An 18,649-nucleotide genomic window follows, 5' to 3' on the forward strand; every position below is an offset into this window, starting at 1 on the left:
CATGGATGACGCAGCGCAGGGTCTTCAGTTTCAGGCTTTGGCGCGGTCCAGCAGGTACTGGGTCAACAGCGGAACTGGACGGCCAGTGGCGCCCTTGTCCTTGCCACCGCTGGTCCAGGCAGTCCCGGCGATGTCCAGGTGCGCCCAGTTGTATTGCTTGGTGAAGCGCGACAGGAAGCAGGCGGCCGTGATGGTGCCGGCTTTCGGGCCGCCGATGTTGGCGATGTCGGCGAACGGGCTGTCCAGCTGTTCCTGGTACTCATCGAACAGCGGCAGTTGCCAGGCGCGGTCGTCGGCCTGAACGCCTGCGCTCAGCAGTTGGCCGATCAGCTCGTCGTTGTTGCCCAGCAGGCCGGAAGTGTGAGCCCCCAGAGCGACGACGCAAGCACCGGTCAGCGTTGCGATGTCGATCACCGCTTGTGGCTTGAAGCGCTCGGCATAGGTCAGGGCGTCGCACAGCACCAGACGGCCTTCGGCGTCGGTGTTGAGGATTTCCACTGTCTGGCCGCTCATGGTGGTGACGATGTCGCCCGGGCGGGCCGCGCCGCCGCTCGGCATGTTCTCGGCACAGGCCAGGATGCACACCAGGTTGATTGGCAGTTTCAGTTCGAGCACGGCATGCAGGGTGCCGAAAACGCTGGCCGAACCGCCCATGTCGTACTTCATCTCGTCCATGCCGGCGCCAGGCTTGAGGCTGATACCGCCAGTGTCGAAGGTGATGCCCTTGCCGACCAGTACGAATGGCTTCTCGGATTTCTTGCCGCCCTGGTAGTTCATGACGATCAGGCGAGGCGGTTGATCGCTGCCCTGGCCTACGGCGTAGAACGCGCCCATGCCCAGTTCTTTGATTTTCTTCTCGTCGTGAATCTCGACTTTCAGGCCTTTGTGCGCCTTGCCGAGGTTTTTCGCTTGTTCGGCGAGGAAGCTCGGGTGGCAGATGTTTGGCGGCAGATTACCCAGGTCGCGGGTAAAAGCCATGCCGGTGGCGATCGCTTGCGCGTGGGTTACGGCGCGTTCGACTTCGGCTTGTGCCGCCTTGATGGTCAGCAGGGTGATTTTTTTCAGGGCGCGCGGTTCGGTTTTCTGGCTCTTGAACTGCTCGAAGAGGTATTCACCATCCACCAGGGTTTCGGCCAGCAGGCGCGTCTTGCCGTAGCTGTCACGGCCTTTGACGATCACTTCGTCCAGGGCCAGTACCGCGTCGCTGCCGCCCAGGTTTTTGAGGGTGTTCAGCACGCCGCTGATGATTTTGCGGAAAGGACGGTCGCCCAATTCGGCATCTTTACCGATACCTACCAGCAGCACGCGTTCGGCTTTGAGGTTCGGCAGGCTATGCAGCAACAGGCTCTGGCCCACTTTGCCGGCCAGGTCGCCGCGCTTGAGGACTGCGCTGATGGCGCCGCCGCTGAGTTCGTCGAGTTGTTTGGCGACAGTGCCGAGCGTGCGGTCTTCGCCGACGGCGACCACCAGAGTGGCGGTTTTCAACGTTTCTGGGCTAACGCTTTTTACAACCAGTTCCATGTCCGGGTCCCTGAATAAATGGTCAAAGTGCGCACCGCTCAATAGTGTGCGCTTGGCTTATCTATATAAAGCTTGCTTATAAAGAGAAGTGCGCCAGTACGTACCAGCGACAAAGCCGCCAGTTTGAACCTCGCTGCCCGAGGCTGACAACCCTCCCATGAGCGATCTCCAGCGCTTTGCGTGCCAGCTTGAGCTTGCGCAGTGACAGGCGTGCTCAATCACAGGATAATGCGCCAGCTTTTTCAGCGGCTCAGCTTCACGAGCCAGCTCGATACGTTTGCTTGTTTGGCCGCCTTAGCCTGACAACCCTGGAGTGTCTGGTTTGATCGTCTTCCGTTATTTGTCCCGCGAAGTCCTGTTGACCTTGAGCGCCGTCAGCGCTGTGTTGTTGGTCATCATCATGAGCGGGCGCTTCATCAAATTCCTGGCTCAGGCAGCTTCCGGCGCCCTTGACCCGGGTTCGCTGTTCCTGATCATGGGTTTTCGCCTGCCCGGCTTCCTGCAGCTGATTCTGCCTTTGGGGCTGTTTCTCGGGATCCTGCTGGCTTACGGCCGTCTGTACCTTGAAAGCGAAATGACGGTGCTCTCGGCCACGGGCATGAGCCAGCAGCGTCTGCTGGGCATGACCATGGTCCCGGCCGTCCTGGTTGCGCTGGTGGTTGCATGGCTGAGCCTTAGCCTGGCGCCGCAGGGTGCGAAGCAGTTTCAGTTGCTGCTCAATAAGCAGGATGCGATGACCGAGTTCGACACGCTGGTGCCGGGTCGCTTTCAGGCCTTGCGTGACGAGACGCGTGTGACCTACACCGAGCAACTGTCCGATGATCGTGCCAATTTGGGCGGCGTATTCATTTCGGAAAAGCGCATGTCCACTGACAAGAAGGATCGTGGCATTTCCGTGCTGGTTGCGCAGAAGGGGCGTCAGGAAGTCAAAGAGGATGGTAGCCGCTACCTGATCCTCGACAATGGCTATCGCTACGACGGTAATCCGGGGCAGGCCGACTACCGCGCCATCAAGTACGACACCTATGGAGTGCTGCTGTCCAAGCCGGATGTGAGCGAAGAAGTGACCGATCGCGATGCGATGGCGACCCGCGATCTGCTGGGTAATCCGGATCTTCGTGCGCGTGCCGAGCTGGAATGGCGAGTCTCCCTGCCGTTGCTGGTGTTTATCGTGACCCTGATGGCGGTGCCGTTGTCACGAGTCAATCCGCGGCAAGGTCGTTTCCTCAAGCTGCTCCCGGCGGTTCTTCTTTATATGGCTTATCTGACCATCCTGATTGCGGCCCGTGGCGCCTTGGAAAAAGGCAAGATCCCGGCGGCGCTGGGGTTGTGGTGGGTGCACGCGATCTTCCTGACCGTTGGTCTGGGGTTGCTGTACTGGGAACCGTTGCGCTTGAAGCTGGCGAGTCGCCGTAGTGTGCTGGAGATGGCCCGTGGATAAGCTGGATCGCTACATCGGTAGAAGCGTGTTCGTAGCCATTGTGGGGGTGTTGGGGGTCATTCTCGGTCTGGCGTCATTGTTTGCCTTCATCGACGAGATGACCGACGTCACTGATACCTACACCTTGGTCGACGTCTTGAGCTTCGTATTGCTGACCGCGCCGCGGCGTGTCTACGACATGTTGCCAATGGCAGCCTTGATCGGCTGCCTGATCGGGCTGGGCAGCCTGGCCAGCGCCAGCGAATTGACCATCATGCGCGCCGCTGGCGTGTCCATCGGTCGTATCGTCTGGGCAGTGATGAAGCCAATGCTGGTGTTGATGCTGGTTGGGGTTCTGGTCGGCGAATACGTTGCGCCGGCCACTGAAAGCCAGGCACAGGCCAATCGCTCCCTGGCTCAGGGTAGCGGTGATGCGCAAAGTGCCAAACATGGTTTGTGGCACCGTCAGGGCGATGAGTTCATTCACGTCAACGCCGTGCAGCCCAATGGTCTGCTATATGGCGTGACCCGTTATCGTTTTGACGATCAGCGTCATATGCTCACTTCGAGCTTCGCCAAGCGCGCGGAATTCGATAAGGACCATTGGCAGTTGAGTGGTGTGACCACGACGCTTTTCCATGATGGCAGCACCGAGGTCGTCACGGCTCCCGAGGAGCGCTGGGACGTGGCGTTGAGCCCGCAACTGCTTAATACGGTCGTGATGGTGCCGGAAGCGCTGTCTATCACCGGGTTGTGGAGTTATATCCACTATCTGGCCGATCAGGGCTTGAACAACGGTCGCTACTGGCTCGCGTTCTGGGTCAAGGTGTTGCAGCCCTTGGTCACCGCCGCGCTGGTGCTGATGGCTATTTCGTTCATTTTTGGCCCGTTGCGCTCGGTAACCCTTGGTCAACGGGTATTCACTGGTGTGTTGGTGGGCTTTACCTTCCGTATCGCTCAGGATCTGCTGGGGCCATCGAGTCTGGTGTTCGGTTTCTCGCCATTGTTCGCGGTATTGGTGCCGGCCGGTATCTGTGCGCTGGCCGGGGCCTGGTTGTTGCGCCGAGCCGGTTGATAGCGGGCTTTGCCCTGCGCTGGCTGAATAAAAACGCCCCTGTCGAAAGATCGGGGCGTTTTTTTCGTAAAGCCTTGCTACCCCTGCGCTGCGGGCTGATCAAAGGAACTGAAGTTACAACTGCTACGCAGCCGAGCGCAGGCAAACGTGACGCTTGCTCGGTGTATCAGGTACAATTCCCGGCTATTTTTCGGCGGGCTATGCCTGCAGCCTTTTTGAGTGTTGATCCGTGAGTGATTTGAGTCATATCCGCAATTTCTCCATCATCGCCCACATTGACCATGGCAAGTCGACTCTGGCCGATCGCTTCATCCAGATGTGCGGCGGCCTGGCCGAGCGCGAAATGGAAGCCCAGGTACTGGACTCCATGGACCTTGAGCGTGAACGCGGGATCACCATCAAGGCACATAGCGTAACCCTGTATTACAAGGCCAAAGACGGCATCAACTACCAGTTGAACTTCATTGACACCCCGGGCCACGTTGACTTCACCTATGAAGTCAGCCGGTCGCTGGCGGCCTGTGAAGGCGCGCTGCTGGTGGTCGACGCCGGCCAAGGCGTTGAGGCCCAGTCGGTAGCCAACTGCTACACGGCGATCGAGCAGGGCCTGGAGGTCATGCCGGTACTGAACAAGATCGACCTGCCACAGGCCGATCCAGACCGCGTTAAAGAAGAAATCGAAAAAATCATCGGCATCGATGCCACCGACGCGGTCACCTGCAGTGCCAAGACCGGTCTGGGCGTCGATGAAGTGCTTGAGCGTCTGGTTCACACCATTCCTGCGCCGACCGGCAATATCGAAGATCCGCTGCAAGCGTTGATCATCGACTCCTGGTTCGACAACTACCTGGGCGTTGTGTCCCTGGTTCGCGTGCGCCACGGCCGCGTGAAGAAGGGCGACAAGATTCTGGTGAAATCCACCGGCAAGATCCACCTGGTGGACAGCGTCGGCGTATTCAACCCGAAACACACCGCTACCGTTGATCTGAAAGCCGGTGAAGTAGGCTTCATCATCGCCGGTATCAAGGACATTCACGGCGCGCCAGTCGGTGACACCCTGACCTTGAGCTCGACGCCGGACGTCGACGTATTGCCAGGTTTCAAACGCATTCAGCCGCAGGTGTACGCCGGTCTGTTCCCGGTCAGCTCCGATGACTTCGAAGATTTCCGTGAAGCCCTGCAAAAGCTCACGCTGAACGACTCCTCCTTGCAGTACACCCCGGAAAGCTCTGACGCGCTGGGCTTCGGCTTCCGCTGCGGGTTCCTCGGCATGCTGCACATGGAAATCATCCAGGAGCGCCTGGAGCGCGAGTACGACCTGGACCTGATCACCACGGCGCCGACGGTAATTTTCGAGCTGTTGCTCAAGAGCGGTGAAACGATTTACGTCGATAACCCGTCCAAGCTGCCGGATCTGTCGGCCATCGAAGACATGCGCGAGCCGATCGTGCGGGCCAATATTCTTGTGCCGCAAGAGCACCTGGGCAACGTCATTACCCTGTGCATCGAAAAACGTGGTGTACAGCACGACATGCTGTTCCTGGGCAGCCAGGTCCAGGTGACCTACGATTTGCCGATGAACGAAGTGGTTCTGGACTTCTTTGACCGTCTGAAGTCCACCAGTCGCGGCTACGCTTCGCTGGATTATCATTTCGATCGTTATCAATCAGCTAATCTGGTCAAGCTGGATGTATTGATCAACGGTGAGAAAGTCGACGCCCTGGCGTTGATCGTGCACCGTGACAACGCACACTACAAAGGCCGTGCGTTGACCGAGAAGATGAAAGAACTGATTCCGCGGCAGATGTTCGATGTGGCAATCCAGGCCGCCATTGGCGGGCAGATTGTGGCGCGGACAACCGTCAAGGCGCTCAGAAAGAACGTACTGGCCAAATGCTACGGTGGTGACGTTAGCCGTAAGCGCAAGCTGTTGGAAAAGCAGAAGGCCGGTAAAAAACGCATGAAGCAGGTGGGTAACGTGGAGATTCCACAAGAAGCCTTCCTTGCTGTGCTCAGGTTGGATAGTTAGGTCCTATGTCACTAAATTTCCCGCTGTTGCTGGTCATCGCTGTCGCCGTTTGCGGTTTGTTGGCGTTGCTCGATCTGCTCTTTCTGGCACCGCGCCGGCGTGCAGCCATCGCCACTTATCAGGGCAGCGTCAGCCAGCCCGATGTAGTCGTGGTCGAGAAGCTGAACAAAGAGCCGTTGCTGGTTGAATACGGCAAATCGTTCTTCCCGGTGTTGTTCATCGTGCTGGTACTGCGTTCGTTCCTGGTGGAACCGTTCCAGATTCCTTCGGGCTCGATGAAGCCGACCCTGGATGTCGGCGACTTCATTCTGGTGAGCAAGTTTTCTTACGGGATCCGCTTGCCGGTGATCGACAAGAAAGTCATCGAAGTCGGTGATCCGCAGCGCGGCGATGTGATGGTGTTCCGCTACCCAAGCGATCCGAACGTCAACTACATCAAGCGCGTAGTCGGCTTGCCAGGCGACGAAATTCGTTACACCGCCGACAAGCGACTGTTCGTCAATGGGCAATCGGTGGCCGAGCAGTTGGTGGGTTCCGAGCCAGGTACGTTGGGCAGTGCAGAGCTCTATAAGGAAAAACTCGGCGCTGTCGAGCACCTGATCCGCAAGGAAATGAGCCGCTTTCGTGCAACTCCGGACCATCAGTGGACCGTGCCTGCCGGGCATTACTTCATGATGGGCGACAACCGCGACAACTCCAATGACAGTCGCTACTGGGATGACCCGAGTATTCCCAAGGATCTTCTGGGCATGGTTCCCGACAAGAATATTGTCGGCAAGGCCTTTGCAGTCTGGATGAGCTGGCCCGAACCAAAACTCAGCCGCCTGCCGAATTTCTCGCGGGTTGGCCTGATCAAGTAATCACACACGGCGCTGTTGAACACAGCGCCGAATGCTTTTCTGGGTCTTGTAGAACGCTTCACGACGCCGGTTCCGCCGTCGTCAGTGATCTTTACAGCGATGTCGCCAGAAGCATGCAGTCAACAATATTCAGGATGTGGATTTGAACACAGCGTTAATTGTCGAGGGCCAGCGGTGCCTTGTCCCAATGGTGGCGATATTCGACCACGAACTCAGTGTGGGTAAACCGTGAGCGTCTCTTTAAGCCGTCTCGAGCGTCAGCTCGGCTATACCTTCAAGGATCAGGAGCTGATGGTCCTGGCCCTGACTCACCGCAGTTTTGCCGGGCGCAACAATGAACGCCTGGAATTTCTCGGTGATGCCATTCTCAACTTCGTCGCCGGTGAAGCACTGTTCGATCGCTTTCCGCTCGCTCGCGAAGGCCAGTTGTCGCGTTTGCGCGCACGGCTGGTGAAAGGCGAAACCCTGGCGGTGCTGGCTCGTGGTTTCGATCTGGGCGAGTACCTGCGTCTGGGCTCCGGCGAGTTGAAGAGCGGGGGCTTTCGTCGCGAGTCGATCCTCGCTGATGCCCTGGAAGCTCTGATCGGCGCCATCTACCTGGATGCGGGCATGGAGGTGGCGCGCGAGCGCGTACTGGCCTGGCTGACGTCCGAGTTCGAAGGCCTGACGCTGGTCGACACCAACAAAGATCCAAAGACCCGACTGCAAGAGTTCCTGCAGTCGCGTGCCTGTGACCTGCCACGTTATGAAGTGGTAGATATCCAGGGTGAGCCCCATTGCCGGACGTTCTTCGTCGAATGCGAAATCACCTTATTGAATGAAAAAAGCCGAGGTCAGGGTGTGAGTCGTCGTATTGCCGAACAGGTAGCGGCCGCCGCAGCACTGATAGCCCTGGGCGTGGAGAATGGCCATGACTGATTCAACTGCAACTCGCTGTGGCTATGTCGCCATCGTCGGCCGTCCCAACGTGGGCAAATCCACGCTGCTGAACCACATTCTCGGGCAAAAGCTGGCGATCACTTCGCGCAAGCCGCAAACCACCCGCCACAACATGCTCGGCATCAAGACTGAAGGCACCGTTCAGGCTGTCTATGTCGACACCCCGGGTATGCACAAGGGCGGCGAAAAAGCGCTCAACCGTTACATGAACAAAACCGCGTCAGCGGCGTTGAAAGACGTCGATGTGGTGATCTTCGTGGTCGACCGCACCCGCTGGACCGATGAAGACCAGATGGTGCTCGAGCGTGTTCAGTACGTTCAAGGCCCGGTCATCGTGGCATTGAACAAGACCGACCGCATCGAAGACAAAGCTGAACTGATGCCGCATTTGAGCTGGTTGCAAGAACAGTTGCCAAACGCGCAGATCATGCCGATTTCGGCGCAGCACGGTCACAACCTCGACGCCCTGGAGCGTGTGATCGCCGAGCACCTGCCGGAAAACGATCACTTCTTCCCGGAAGACCAGATCACTGATCGCAGCAGCCGTTTCCTTGCAGCGGAACTGGTACGCGAGAAAATCATGCGTCAGATGGGCGCTGAATTGCCGTACCAGATCACCGTGGAAATCGAAGAGTTCAAGCAGCAGGGCAAGACCTTGCATATCCACGCCTTGATTCTCGTCGAGCGCGACGGTCAGAAGAAAATCATCATTGGCGAGAAGGGCGAGCGGATCAAACGCATCGGTACCGAGGCGCGCAAGGATATGGAGCTGCTGTTCGACTCCAAAATCATGCTCAACCTGTGGGTCAAGGTCAAAGGCGGCTGGTCCGACGACGAACGCGCCCTGCGTTCCCTGGGTTACGGCGACCTGTAAGCGCCAAGGCTGGATGCAACAAAGATCTAATGTGGGAGCGGGCTTGCTCGCGAAGGCGGTGTCACAGTCGACAGAGATGTTGAATGTTGAACCGCTTTCGCGAGCAAGTCGGATCGCCGCACCGCCGCTCCCACATTAGGTATGTGCCGTTTTCACTGGCTGTATTCTCTTAGAGATACTCGACTTCCATGCCCCCAACCCCACCCATCGCCCAACCCGCCTACGTACTGCACAGCCGGGCTTACCGCGAAAACAGTGCGCTGGTGGATTTCCTCACGCCTCAAGGTCGGCTGCGGGCGGTGTTGCGCAGTGCGCGGGGTAAGGCCGGGACATTGGCGCGGCCGTTCGTGCCGCTGGAAGTCGAATTTCGTGGGCGCAGCGAGCTGAAAAATGTCGGGCGTATGGAAAGCGCCGGTGTTTCCACCTGGCTCAACGGTGAGGCGCTGTTCAGCGGGCTCTACCTCAATGAGCTGTTGATCCGCCTGCTGCCTGCCGAAGATCCTCACCCAGCCGTTTTCGATCACTACGCCGCGACTTTGCTGGCCCTTGCTGAAGGGCGTCCGCTCGAACCTTTGCTGCGGGCCTTCGAGTGGCGCCTGCTGGATGATCTCGGTTACGGATTCGCGCTGGACACCGACATTCATGGCGATCCGATAGCTGCGGACGGTATGTATCGCTTGCAAGTCGATGCCGGGCTTGAGCGGGTCTACTTACTGCAACCGGGATTGTTCAACGGCACTGAGCTGCTGGCCATGGCTGAAGCCGACTGGACTGCCCCCGGCGCGCTCTCCGCTGCCAAGCGTCTGATGCGTCAAGCGCTGGCTGTGCATCTCGGTGGTCGGCCATTGGTCAGTCGCGAGTTGTTTCGCAAGCCGTAGCGAGCGGTTTCCGGTCTCGGAAATACGTTCGAGTTTTGACGAGTGGATCTCGAAGTCAGGCAAGGCGCCGCGACGAGTCATCACCCGCTGTGGCGAGGAGCGGCAACGCAACATGGCCGAAGTGTCGGACCGAACGAAAGACGCCGTCAAAAGCGAACAGTTATTTTCGTGACTGGACACTATATGCTGTGCGCCGAATCTTCCATTCTTCAGGAGCGCTTCCGTGACCACCAGCAATCGCATTCTTCTTGGCGTGAACATCGACCACGTTGCCACTCTGCGCCAGGCCCGGGGCACTCGTTATCCTGATCCGGTCAAGGCGGCGCTGGATGCGGAAGAGGCGGGGGCTGACGGGATTACCGTGCATTTGCGTGAAGACCGCCGACACATTCAGGAGCGTGATGTGCTGCTGCTCAAGGATGTGTTGCAAACCCGCATGAACTTCGAAATGGGCGTCACCGAAGAGATGATGGCTTTCGCCGAGCGCATTCGCCCGGCGCATATCTGTCTGGTCCCGGAAACCCGTCAAGAGCTGACCACCGAAGGCGGTCTTGATGTCGCGGGGCAAGAAGCGCGGATCAAGGCTGCGGTAGAGCGCCTGGCCAAATTCGGCTGTGAGGTCTCGCTATTCATCGATGCCGATGAGCGGCAGATCGAAGCGTCCAGGCGGGTCGGCGCACCGGCGATTGAATTGCACACCGGCCGTTACGCCGATGCGCAGACACCGACCGAAGTTGCAGAAGAATTGCTGCGAGTCGCTGATGGCGTGGCCTGCGGTCTGGCCCAAGGTCTGATAGTCAACGCCGGTCACGGCCTGCATTACCACAACGTCGAAGCCGTTGCCGCGATTAAAGGCATCAACGAATTGAACATCGGGCACGCGTTGGTGGCACATGCGCTGTTCGTCGGATTCAAGTCGGCAGTGGCGGAAATGAAGGCGTTGATTCTGGCGGCAGCAAAGGCATAAGAAGATCGTTCCCACGCTCCCGCGTGGGAATGCCTCACTGGACGCTCTGCGTCCGTTTTCAGTCATGATCTACAGCGGTGGCATTTCTTCGGTCGGCTTGGTCTTGTCCACGCCGGGTACGTGCAGATTGCCTTCAGCCACCTGATTGCCCTCCAGCTGCGGCTGCGTGACCCAGGTCAGGATGTCGTAGTAACGACGGATGTTGGCGACAAAGTGCACCGGCTCACCGCCACGGGCATAGCCATAGCGGGTTTTGCTGTACCACTGCTTCTGCGCCAGGCGCGGCAGCATCTTCTTCACATCGAGCCATTTGTTCGGATTCAGGCCTTCTTTTTCGGCCAGTTTTCGAGCGTCATCAAGATGGCCGGTACCGACGTTGTAGGCCGCAAGTGCAAACCAGGTGCGATCCGGCTCTTCGATCTTGTCGTCCAGCTGATCCTTCATATACACCAGGTACTTGGCCCCGCCGCTGATGCTTTGCCTGGCGTCCAGGCGGTTGGACACGCCCATGGCCTGCGCGGTGTTCTGAGTCAGCATCATCATGCCGCGAACGCCGGTTTTGGAAGTGACTGCCGATTGCCATAACGACTCTTGATAGCCAATCGCGGCAAGCAGTCGCCAATCGACTTTTTCATCCTTGGCCGACGCTTTGAAGTGCTTTTCGTATTTGGGCAAGCGTTGCTGCAAATGCTGGGCGAAGGTGTAGGCACCGACATAGCCAAGTACGTCCACATGCCCATAATAGCGATCCTTCAAACGTTGCAAGGTGCCGTTCTTCTCCACCTTGTCGAGGAAAGTGTTGATCTCGTTGAGCAGGCTGTTGTCATCGCCAGGGGCCACGGCCCAGCTCTGGTTGCTGGCATCACCCAGGTCGAAGGCGACCCGCACATTGGGGAAGTAGACCTGGTTCATCGCCACTTCGTTGGAATCGACCAGCGTCAGATCAATCTGGCCCTCATCAACCATGCGCAGCAGGTCGACGACTTCAACGGCGTCGGACTCTTCGTATTCAATACCGGGATATTTGCGTTTCAGATCCGCCAGCTGCTCGGCGTGGGTGCTGCCCTTGAGCACCATGATGTGCTTGCCTACCAGGTCGGCAGCGTTGGTCGGGCGTGACTGGCCGTTGCGGTAGATGATCTGTGGAGTGACTTCCAGGTAGGTGTGGGAAAACCTGACCTGCTGTTTGCGCTTCTCGCTGCTGACCAGACCGGCAGCCGCCAGCACCGGGCCATTGGGTTTGCCTATCTGACTGAAAAGATCATCGAGGTTGTCAGCGGTTTCGATCTTCAGCTTGACGCCCAGGTCCTCGGCGAAACGTTTCACCAGCTCGTATTCGAAGCCGGTTTCGCCATTGCGATCCTGGAAGTAGGTGGCGGGGCTGTTACGGGTGACCACCCGCAGTACGCCATCCTCCTTTACGCGCTCGAGTGTGCTGGGTTTATCAACACAGGCACTGAGCATCAGGAAGAGTCCGGTTGCGATGAGCCATTTGACACAGCGCGGACGGAAAGCCGTTTTGGAAAACATTCGCGCAGTATACGCAAAGGACCACGACCGCCATATCTCGACAGCGAAGGGCATGTCTGCTAGCGAGAGAAAAAACCGGCTGAAGCCCTGAAAAACAGGCTCTGTGGCGCGAATGTGACGGCAAAAATAACCCGTCGCACGCGCCTTGATAGCCATTGGTTAAAGGTGCTGGGCCACGGGCCGACGTTCGGCCAAAGGCTGGCGTGCCGTTTCGGGTGCTGTCGCGGGCGGTTTAGGCTAGAATGCACGGCCTCAAAGCACACCCCTTCCCGAGGCTGTCCCGAAGATGTTGATCCTGCGCGGCGCTCCTGCCCTTTCTGCCTTTCGCCACAGCAAACTTCTTGAGCAACTGAGCCGATGCGTCCCGGCTGTCAGTGGCTTGTATGCTGAATTCGCTCACTTCGCCGAAGTCACCGGCGTTCTGACCGGCGACGAACAGCAGGTGCTGGCGCGCCTTCTGAAGTACGGCCCAAGTGTGCCGGTACAAGAGCCGACCGGCCGTCTGTTCCTGGTGTTGCCGCGTTTCGGCACCATTTCGCCATGGTCGAGCAAGGCCAGCGACATCGCCCGCAACTGCGGCCTGGCGAAAATCCAGCGCCTGGAGCGCGGCATCGCTTTCTACGTGGCCGGTGAATTCACCGACGCGCAAGCACAGCTGATCGCCGATGCGCTGCACGACCGCATGACCCAGATCGTGCTGGAAAACCTCGAGCAGGCTGCCGGTCTGTTCAGTCACTCCGAACCCAAGCCGCTGACTGCTATCGACGTGCTGGGTGGCGGTCGCGCCGCGCTGGAGAAAGCCAACGTCGAACTGGGCCTGGCCCTGGCGGAAGACGAAATCGATTACCTGGTCAACGCCTTCGTAGGCCTTGCGCGCAACCCGCACGACATCGAACTGATGATGTTCGCCCAGGCGAACTCCGAGCACTGCCGTCACAAGATCTTCAACGCCAGTTGGGACATCGACGGCGAGAACCAGGAAAAAAGCCTGTTCGGCATGATCAAGAACACCTACGTGATGCACAGCGAAGGCGTTCTGTCGGCTTACAAGGACAACGCTTCGGTGATTGTCGGCAACGTTGCCGGCCGTTTCTTCCCGGACCCTGAAACCCGCCAGTATGGCGCGGTGCAGGAGCCGGTGCACATCCTGATGAAAGTCGAGACCCACAACCACCCGACCGCGATTGCCCCGTTCCCGGGCGCCTCCACCGGTTCCGGTGGCGAGATCCGCGACGAAGGCGCCACCGGTCGCGGTGCCAAGCCAAAGGCTGGCCTGACCGGTTTCACCGTGTCCAATCTGCAGATCCCGGGTTTCGAACAACCGTGGGAAGTGCCGTACGGCAAACCCGAGCGCATCGTCACCGCGCTGGACATCATGATCGAAGGCCCATTGGGCGGCGCTGCGTTCAACAACGAATTCGGCCGTCCGGCGCTGACCGGTTATTTCCGCACCTTCGAACAATCCATCACCACCCCGCATGGCGATGAAGTGCGCGGTTACCACAAGCCGATCATGTTGGCGGGTGGTATGGGCAACATCCGTGAAGAACACGTGAAGAAAGGCGAAATCGTCGTTGGCTCCAAGCTGATCGTGCTCGGCGGCCCGGCAATGCTCATCGGCCTGGGCGGCGGCGCAGCTTCTTCCATGGCCACCGGCACCAGCTCGGCGGACCTGGACTTTGCTTCGGTACAGCGTGAAAACCCGGAAATGGAACGCCGTTGCCAGGAAGTCATTGACCGTTGCTGGCAGTTGGGTGAACACAACCCGATCAGCTTTATCCACGACGTGGGTGCGGGCGGTCTGTCCAACGCCTTCCCGGAACTGGTCAACGACGGCGACCGTGGTGGCCGCTTCGAGCTGCGCAACATTCCAAACGACGAGCCGGGCATGGCCCCGCACGAGATCTGGAGTAACGAATCCCAGGAACGCTACGTTCTGGCCGTCGGCCCGGCCGACTTCGAGCGCTTCAAGGCGATCTGCGAACGTGAGCGCTGCCCGTTCGCCGTGGTCGGCGAAGCCACTGCCGAGCCACAGCTGACTGTCACCGACAGCCACTTCGGCAACAGCCCGGTGGACATGCCGCTCGAAGTGCTGCTGGGCAAAGCCCCGCGCATGCACCGTTCGGTCGTTCGTGAAAGCGAGCTGGGCGACGATTTCGATCCGTCGACGCTGAACATCGCCGACTGCGTCGAGCGCGTTCTGCATCACCCGGCCGTGGCCAGCAAAAGCTTTTTGATCACCATCGGCGACCGCACCATCACCGGCCTCGTGGCCCGTGATCAGATGGTCGGTCCGTGGCAGGTTCCGGTGGCCGACGTTGCCGTCACCGCCACCAGCTTCGACGTTTACACCGGTGAAGCCATGGCCATGGGCGAGCGCACTCCGCTGGCGCTGCTGGACGCTCCGGCGTCGGGCCGCATGGCCATCGGCGAAACCCTGACCAACATCGCCGCGTCGCGCATCGGCAAGATCTCCGACATCAAACTGTCGGCGAACTGGATGTCCGCAGCCGGTCACCCGGGCGAAGACGCGCGTCTGTACGACACCGTCAAAGCGGTCGGCATGGAACTGTGCCCGGAACTGGGTATCACCATTCCGGTGGGCAAGGACTCGATGTCCATGGCCACCCGCTGGAACGATAAAGGCGTGGACAAGAGTGTAACCTCGCCAATGTCGCTGATCGTGACCGGTTTTGCCCCGGTAACCGACATCCGTCAGACCCTGACCCCGCAACTGCGCATGGACAAGGGCACCACCGATCTGATCCTGATCGACCTGGGCCGTGGCCAGAACCGCATGGGCGCCTCGATCCTGGCACAGGTTCACGGCAAGCTCGGCAAGCAGGCTCCGGACGTCGACGACGCCGAAGACCTGAAAGCCTTCTTCGCGGTGATCCAGGGCCTCAACGCCGACGGTCACCTGCTGGCCTACCATGACCGTTCCGACGGTGGTCTGCTGACCAGCACCGTGGAAATGGCCTTCGCCGGCCACTGCGGTCTGAGCCTGAACCTCGACGGTCTGGCTGAAACCTCGGCCGATATCGCTGCGATCCTGTTCAACGAAGAGCTGGGTGCCGTGATTCAGGTTCGTCAGGACGCCACTGCGGACATCCTCGCGCAGTTCAGCGCTGCCGGCCTGGGCGACTGCGTTTCGGTGATCGGTCAACCGCTCAACAACGGCGAAGTCACCATCAGCTTCAATGGTGAAACCGTTTTTGAAGGCCAGCGTCGTCTGCTGCAGCGTCAGTGGGCCGAAACCAGCTACCAGATTCAGCGTCTGCGCGACAACGCTGATTGCGCCGAGCAAGAGTTCGACGTACTGCTGGAAGAAGACAACCCGGGTCTGAGCGTCAAGCTGAGCTACGACGTGAACCAGGACATCGCTGCGCCGTACATCAAGAAAGGCATTCGTCCTCAGGTGGCGGTACTGCGTGAGCAGGGCGTCAACGGTCAGGTGGAAATGGCTGCGGCGTTCGACCGTGCCGGCTTCAACGCGATCGACGTGCACATGAGCGACATTCTTGCCGGTCGTGTCGACCTGAACGAGTTCAAAGGTCTGGTTGCGTGCGGTGGTTTCTCCTATGGCGACGTTCTCGGCGCCGGTGAGGGCTGGGCCAAGTCGGCACTGTTCAACAGCCGTGCACGGGATGCCTTCCAGGGCTTCTTCGAACGTAACGACAGCTTCACCCTCGGTGTGTGCAACGGTTGCCAGATGATGTCCAACCTGCACGAACTGATCCCGGGCAGCGAGTTCTGGCCGCACTTCGTGCGTAACCGTTCCGAGCAGTTCGAAGCCCGCGTGGCGATGGTTCAGGTGCAGGAATCGAACTCGATCTTCCTGCAAGGCATGGCCGGTTCGCGTATGCCAATCGCCATCGCCCACGGTGAAGGCCATGCCGAGTTCGAGAGCGAAGAGGCACTGCTCCAGGCCGATCTGTCCGGTTGCGTGGCGATGCGTTTCGTCGACAACCACGGCAAGGTCACTGAAAACTACCCGGCCAACCCGAACGGCTCGCCGCGCGGGATCACCGGGCTGACCAGCCGCGACGGTCGTGTGACCATCATGATGCCGCACCCTGAGCGGGTGTTCCGTGCCGTGCAGAACTCCTGGCGCTCGGAAGACTGGAACGAAGACGCGCCATGGATGCGCATGTTCCGTAACGCTCGGGTCTGGGTTAACTAAAGGCCGTGTACAAGCTCAGCTTTTTTGTGCCGCCCAGCCACGTCGACGTGGTCAAAAGCGCCGTATTCGCCGCCGGTGGCGGGCGGATCGGTGCTTATGATCAGTGTTCGTGGCAGGTGCTGGGCCAGGGCCAGTTTCGTCCACTGGACGGCAGTCAGCCGTTTCTCGGGCAAACCGGTCTGGTTGAGCAGGTGGCGGAATGGAAGGTTGAGCTGGTGGTGGCCGATGAATTGATCCACTCGGTGGTGATGGCGCTCAAGCAAAGCCATCCCTATGAGACGCCGGCTTATGAAGTGTGGCGGTTGGAAGATTTCTGATCTGACGCCGTAAAATGAAAAACCCGCTGAATCGGTAACGGTCAGCGGGTTTTTTGTTGTTCGTTCTGGCGTCTCGCGGGCAAGAACCAGGCGGCTCCTGCAGTTGATTGCATTTCCCGGTAGGAGCTGGCGCAGCCTGCGATCTTTTGATCTTCTTTTAAATTACGGACGAATTTCGATCATCGTGCCGTCCGGGACCAGGCCCCAGATTTCGCGCATGTCGATGTTGCGCAAGGCAATACAGCCGTCGGTCCAGTCAAGGGTATGGAAAAGCTGCTCCGGGTAATCCAGGGTATCCGGGGTGCCGTGGATCATGATCATGCCCCCGGGCTCTACCCCTTCACGACGCGAGCGCACGGAGTCGCTGACGTTTGGGTAGGAGATGTGCATGGCCAGGTTGAAGCGGTCACTGATCTTGCGCCAGTCCACCCAATAAATACCTTCCGGCGTGCGTTTATCGCCTTCCATGAACTTCGCGCCTCTGGGCTGTTTGCCCAGGGAGATGCGATAGGTCTTGAGCGGCTTGCCGCCGTTGAGCAATTGCAGTTGGCGGGCTGATTTGAGTACCAGCACTTTTTCGATGACTTTGCCATCCAGGGTTACCACCGTGGAGGCGGTGGCCTGGGAGGCAGTAACGAACAACAGGCAGAAGAGGGCAAGCAACCAGCGCATTGCAACGATATCCCTAAGAGTACGGTGTACTTTCTATTATTTAAGTGTAATCGCAGGTTGCGCGAGTGGTGGAATCGATTCGGATCGGACCGGGTAAACCTGTGTCTGTCTGTCAGCGAAGAAGCATTCTAAAGTACGCCCGACGGTGCGGAAAGCCAGCTCGGACCAAGGGATGTCGGCTTCTTCGAAAAGCCGCACTTCCAGGCTCTCTTCGCCGGCAGCAAAGTCGAGGTCCGCCAGCTCTGCGCGAAAGAACACATGCACCTGATTGATATGCGGCACGTCGATCAAGGTGTAGATGCTCAGGTTACGTACCCGCGCGCAGGCCTCCTCGCTGGTCTCGCGAATCGCGGCTTGCTCGACGGTTTCGCCGTTCTCCATGAAGCCCGCCGGCAACGTCCAGTAACCGCGTCGCGGTTCGATGGCGCGACGGCAGAGCAGTACCTGAGTGCCCCAGGTCGGCAGGCAACCGGCGACAATATTCGGGTTCTGGTAATGAATGGTCTGGCAGTGATCGCAGACGAAACGCAGGCGCGAGTCGCCTTCGGGAATGCGCTGGGTAACCGGGTTGCCGCAGTGGCTGCAGAATTTCATGCTGGGTTTCCGTAAATGCTGTGCCTATCTTGGCGTGCGGGGGCCTGTGTCGGCAAGTTGTCGTTAAGCGACATGCAGTGGATCGGGGGTTGGGCGAGGGATTTCTTTGGTGCATGATGCAAAGTAGCCAACAGATCGAGATGACTCATGCTGGACGAGCTGCTTCATCGCGTAAGCAATCACATTCCGCGTACGCTGGAGACTGACCGACGTTTCCCCGAAGCCGCAGTGCTGGTGCCTATCACCCGCAGTGACGAGCCAGAGCTGGTATTGACCCTGCGCGCGAGCGGGCTCTCGACCCATGGCGGCGAAGTGGCTTTTCCGGGGGGGCGGCGCGATCCGGAAGATCCCGACCTGATCTTTACCGCCCTGCGCGAAGCCGAAGAAGAAATCGGCTTGCCGCCTGGTCTGGTAGAAGTGATCGGGCCACTCAGTCCGCTGATCTCCCTGCACGGCATCAAGGTCACACCTTACGTCGGGGTGATCCCGGATTTCGTTGAGTACCGGGCCAACGATGCCGAGATTGCCGCGGTGTTCAGCGTGCCGTTGGAGTTCTTCCGCGAGGACCCACGTGAACATACCCACCGTATCGACTATCAGGGGTGCAGTTGGTATGTGCCCAGCTATCGTTTCGGTGAGTACAAGATATGGGGGCTGACAGCGATTATGATCGTCGAGTTGATCAACCTGCTCTATGACGCAAAAATCAGCCTGCATCACCCGCCCAAAAGCTTTATCAATATTTGAAGCCATTGCTCACATGGCCTGAACCCGTGGCACCGTAAGCCTT

At 59.0% G+C, this 18,649-nt stretch carries 15 protein-coding genes; 11 read left to right on the forward strand and 4 right to left on the reverse strand.

Annotated features, from left to right (window positions below; all coding sequences use genetic code 11):
- Positions 1-30: 30 nt before the first annotated feature.
- The gene (locus tag AC07O1_RS08205; RefSeq protein WP_494992483.1) at positions 31-1,521 is read right to left on the reverse strand and encodes a leucyl aminopeptidase; all 1,491 of its coding nucleotides are present in this window, start codon (positions 1,519-1,521) and stop codon (positions 31-33) included.
- A gap of 322 nt (positions 1,522-1,843) precedes the next feature.
- Here AC07O1_RS08205 and lptF point away from each other — a divergent pair, with 322 nt between their 5' ends.
- The 8 genes from lptF to pdxJ all read left to right on the forward strand — a co-directional run bounded on the left by lptF (position 1,844) and on the right by pdxJ (position 10,563).
- Entirely contained in the window at positions 1,844-2,962 is a 1,119-nt protein-coding gene (gene lptF / locus AC07O1_RS08210; RefSeq protein ID WP_494992484.1) for an LPS export ABC transporter permease LptF, read from the forward strand.
- Positions 2,955-4,016 carry an LPS export ABC transporter permease LptG gene (gene lptG / locus AC07O1_RS08215; RefSeq protein ID WP_494992485.1) on the forward strand — a complete coding sequence of 354 codons (1,062 nt, stop codon included), beginning with the start codon at positions 2,955-2,957 and terminating at the stop codon, positions 4,014-4,016. Before lptF ends, lptG begins: the two co-directional genes overlap by 8 nt.
- Positions 4,017-4,245: 229 nt before the next feature.
- Positions 4,246-6,045, forward strand: a complete 1,800-nt coding sequence (lepA, locus tag AC07O1_RS08220) for a translation elongation factor 4 (RefSeq protein WP_494992486.1) — start codon at positions 4,246-4,248, stop codon at positions 6,043-6,045.
- A 5-nt stretch (positions 6,046-6,050) separates the two neighbouring features.
- Positions 6,051-6,905 carry a signal peptidase I gene (gene lepB / locus AC07O1_RS08225; RefSeq protein ID WP_494992487.1) on the forward strand — a complete coding sequence of 285 codons (855 nt, stop codon included), beginning with the start codon at positions 6,051-6,053 and terminating at the stop codon, positions 6,903-6,905.
- A gap of 228 nt (positions 6,906-7,133) precedes the next feature.
- Entirely contained in the window at positions 7,134-7,823 is a 690-nt protein-coding gene (gene rnc / locus AC07O1_RS08230) for a ribonuclease III (protein WP_494992488.1), read from the forward strand.
- Positions 7,816-8,718 (forward strand): GTPase Era, encoded by a 903-nt coding sequence (gene era / locus AC07O1_RS08235; protein WP_494992489.1) that lies wholly within the window; start codon positions 7,816-7,818, stop codon positions 8,716-8,718. Before rnc ends, era begins: the two co-directional genes overlap by 8 nt.
- 188 nt (positions 8,719-8,906) lie before the next feature.
- Complete coding sequence (gene recO, locus AC07O1_RS08240; protein WP_494992490.1) at positions 8,907-9,596, forward strand: DNA repair protein RecO; 690 nt, start codon at positions 8,907-8,909, stop codon at positions 9,594-9,596.
- Positions 9,597-9,819: 223 nt separating this feature from the next.
- Positions 9,820-10,563: a pyridoxine 5'-phosphate synthase gene (pdxJ, locus tag AC07O1_RS08245; RefSeq protein WP_495010286.1), complete on the forward strand. Its 744-nt coding sequence runs from the start codon at positions 9,820-9,822 to the stop codon at positions 10,561-10,563.
- A gap of 69 nt (positions 10,564-10,632) precedes the next feature.
- Here pdxJ and mltF read toward each other — a convergent pair whose 3' ends face one another.
- Positions 10,633-12,093, reverse strand: coding sequence for a membrane-bound lytic murein transglycosylase MltF (gene mltF / locus AC07O1_RS08250; protein WP_495023292.1), 1,461 nt, complete (start codon positions 12,091-12,093; stop codon positions 10,633-10,635).
- Between the two features lie 286 nt (positions 12,094-12,379).
- Here mltF and purL point away from each other — a divergent pair, with 286 nt between their 5' ends.
- Both purL and AC07O1_RS08260 read left to right on the forward strand, forming a co-directional pair.
- The gene (gene purL / locus AC07O1_RS08255) at positions 12,380-16,276 is read left to right on the forward strand and encodes a phosphoribosylformylglycinamidine synthase (protein ID WP_495088475.1); all 3,897 of its coding nucleotides are present in this window, start codon (positions 12,380-12,382) and stop codon (positions 16,274-16,276) included.
- Positions 16,277-16,281: 5 nt separating this feature from the next.
- Positions 16,282-16,593: an NGG1p interacting factor NIF3 gene (locus tag AC07O1_RS08260; protein ID WP_495023290.1), complete on the forward strand. Its 312-nt coding sequence runs from the start codon at positions 16,282-16,284 to the stop codon at positions 16,591-16,593.
- A 162-nt stretch (positions 16,594-16,755) separates the two neighbouring features.
- On the opposite strand, the gene AC07O1_RS08265 is transcribed toward AC07O1_RS08260, so the two are convergent.
- Positions 16,756-17,265, reverse strand: a complete 510-nt coding sequence (locus AC07O1_RS08265) for a L,D-transpeptidase family protein (RefSeq protein WP_495088476.1) — start codon at positions 17,263-17,265, stop codon at positions 16,756-16,758.
- A 36-nt stretch (positions 17,266-17,301) separates the two neighbouring features.
- Positions 17,302-17,859: an NUDIX hydrolase gene (locus AC07O1_RS08270; RefSeq protein ID WP_494992496.1), complete on the reverse strand. Its 558-nt coding sequence runs from the start codon at positions 17,857-17,859 to the stop codon at positions 17,302-17,304.
- A 147-nt stretch (positions 17,860-18,006) separates the two neighbouring features.
- On the opposite strand from AC07O1_RS08270, the gene AC07O1_RS08275 reads away from it, so the two are divergent.
- A complete protein-coding gene (locus tag AC07O1_RS08275; RefSeq protein ID WP_494992497.1) occupies positions 18,007-18,606 on the forward strand; it encodes a CoA pyrophosphatase in 600 nt (199 codons plus the stop codon).
- Positions 18,607-18,649: the final 43 nt, after the last annotated feature.

The organism is Pseudomonas sp. GW821-FHT07G10 (assembly GCF_059418545.1).

What these genes read in the sequence shown, in the direction of transcription:
- AC07O1_RS08205 (WP_494992483.1), bottom strand. Translation starts at nt 1,521, where the DNA reads ATGGAACTGGTTGTAAAAAGCGTTAGCCCAGAAACGTTGAAAACCGCC.
- lepB (WP_494992487.1), top strand. Translation starts at nt 6,051, where the DNA reads ATGTCACTAAATTTCCCGCTGTTGCTGGTCATCGCTGTCGCCGTTTGC.
- era (WP_494992489.1), top strand. Translation starts at nt 7,816, where the DNA reads ATGACTGATTCAACTGCAACTCGCTGTGGCTATGTCGCCATCGTCGGC.
- recO (WP_494992490.1), top strand. Translation starts at nt 8,907, where the DNA reads ATGCCCCCAACCCCACCCATCGCCCAACCCGCCTACGTACTGCACAGC.
- mltF (WP_495023292.1), bottom strand. Translation starts at nt 12,093, where the DNA reads ATGTTTTCCAAAACGGCTTTCCGTCCGCGCTGTGTCAAATGGCTCATC.
- purL (WP_495088475.1), top strand. Translation starts at nt 12,380, where the DNA reads ATGTTGATCCTGCGCGGCGCTCCTGCCCTTTCTGCCTTTCGCCACAGC.
- AC07O1_RS08265 (WP_495088476.1), bottom strand. Translation starts at nt 17,265, where the DNA reads ATGCGCTGGTTGCTTGCCCTCTTCTGCCTGTTGTTCGTTACTGCCTCC.
- AC07O1_RS08270 (WP_494992496.1), bottom strand. Translation starts at nt 17,859, where the DNA reads ATGAAATTCTGCAGCCACTGCGGCAACCCGGTTACCCAGCGCATTCCC.
- AC07O1_RS08275 (WP_494992497.1), top strand. Translation starts at nt 18,007, where the DNA reads ATGCTGGACGAGCTGCTTCATCGCGTAAGCAATCACATTCCGCGTACG.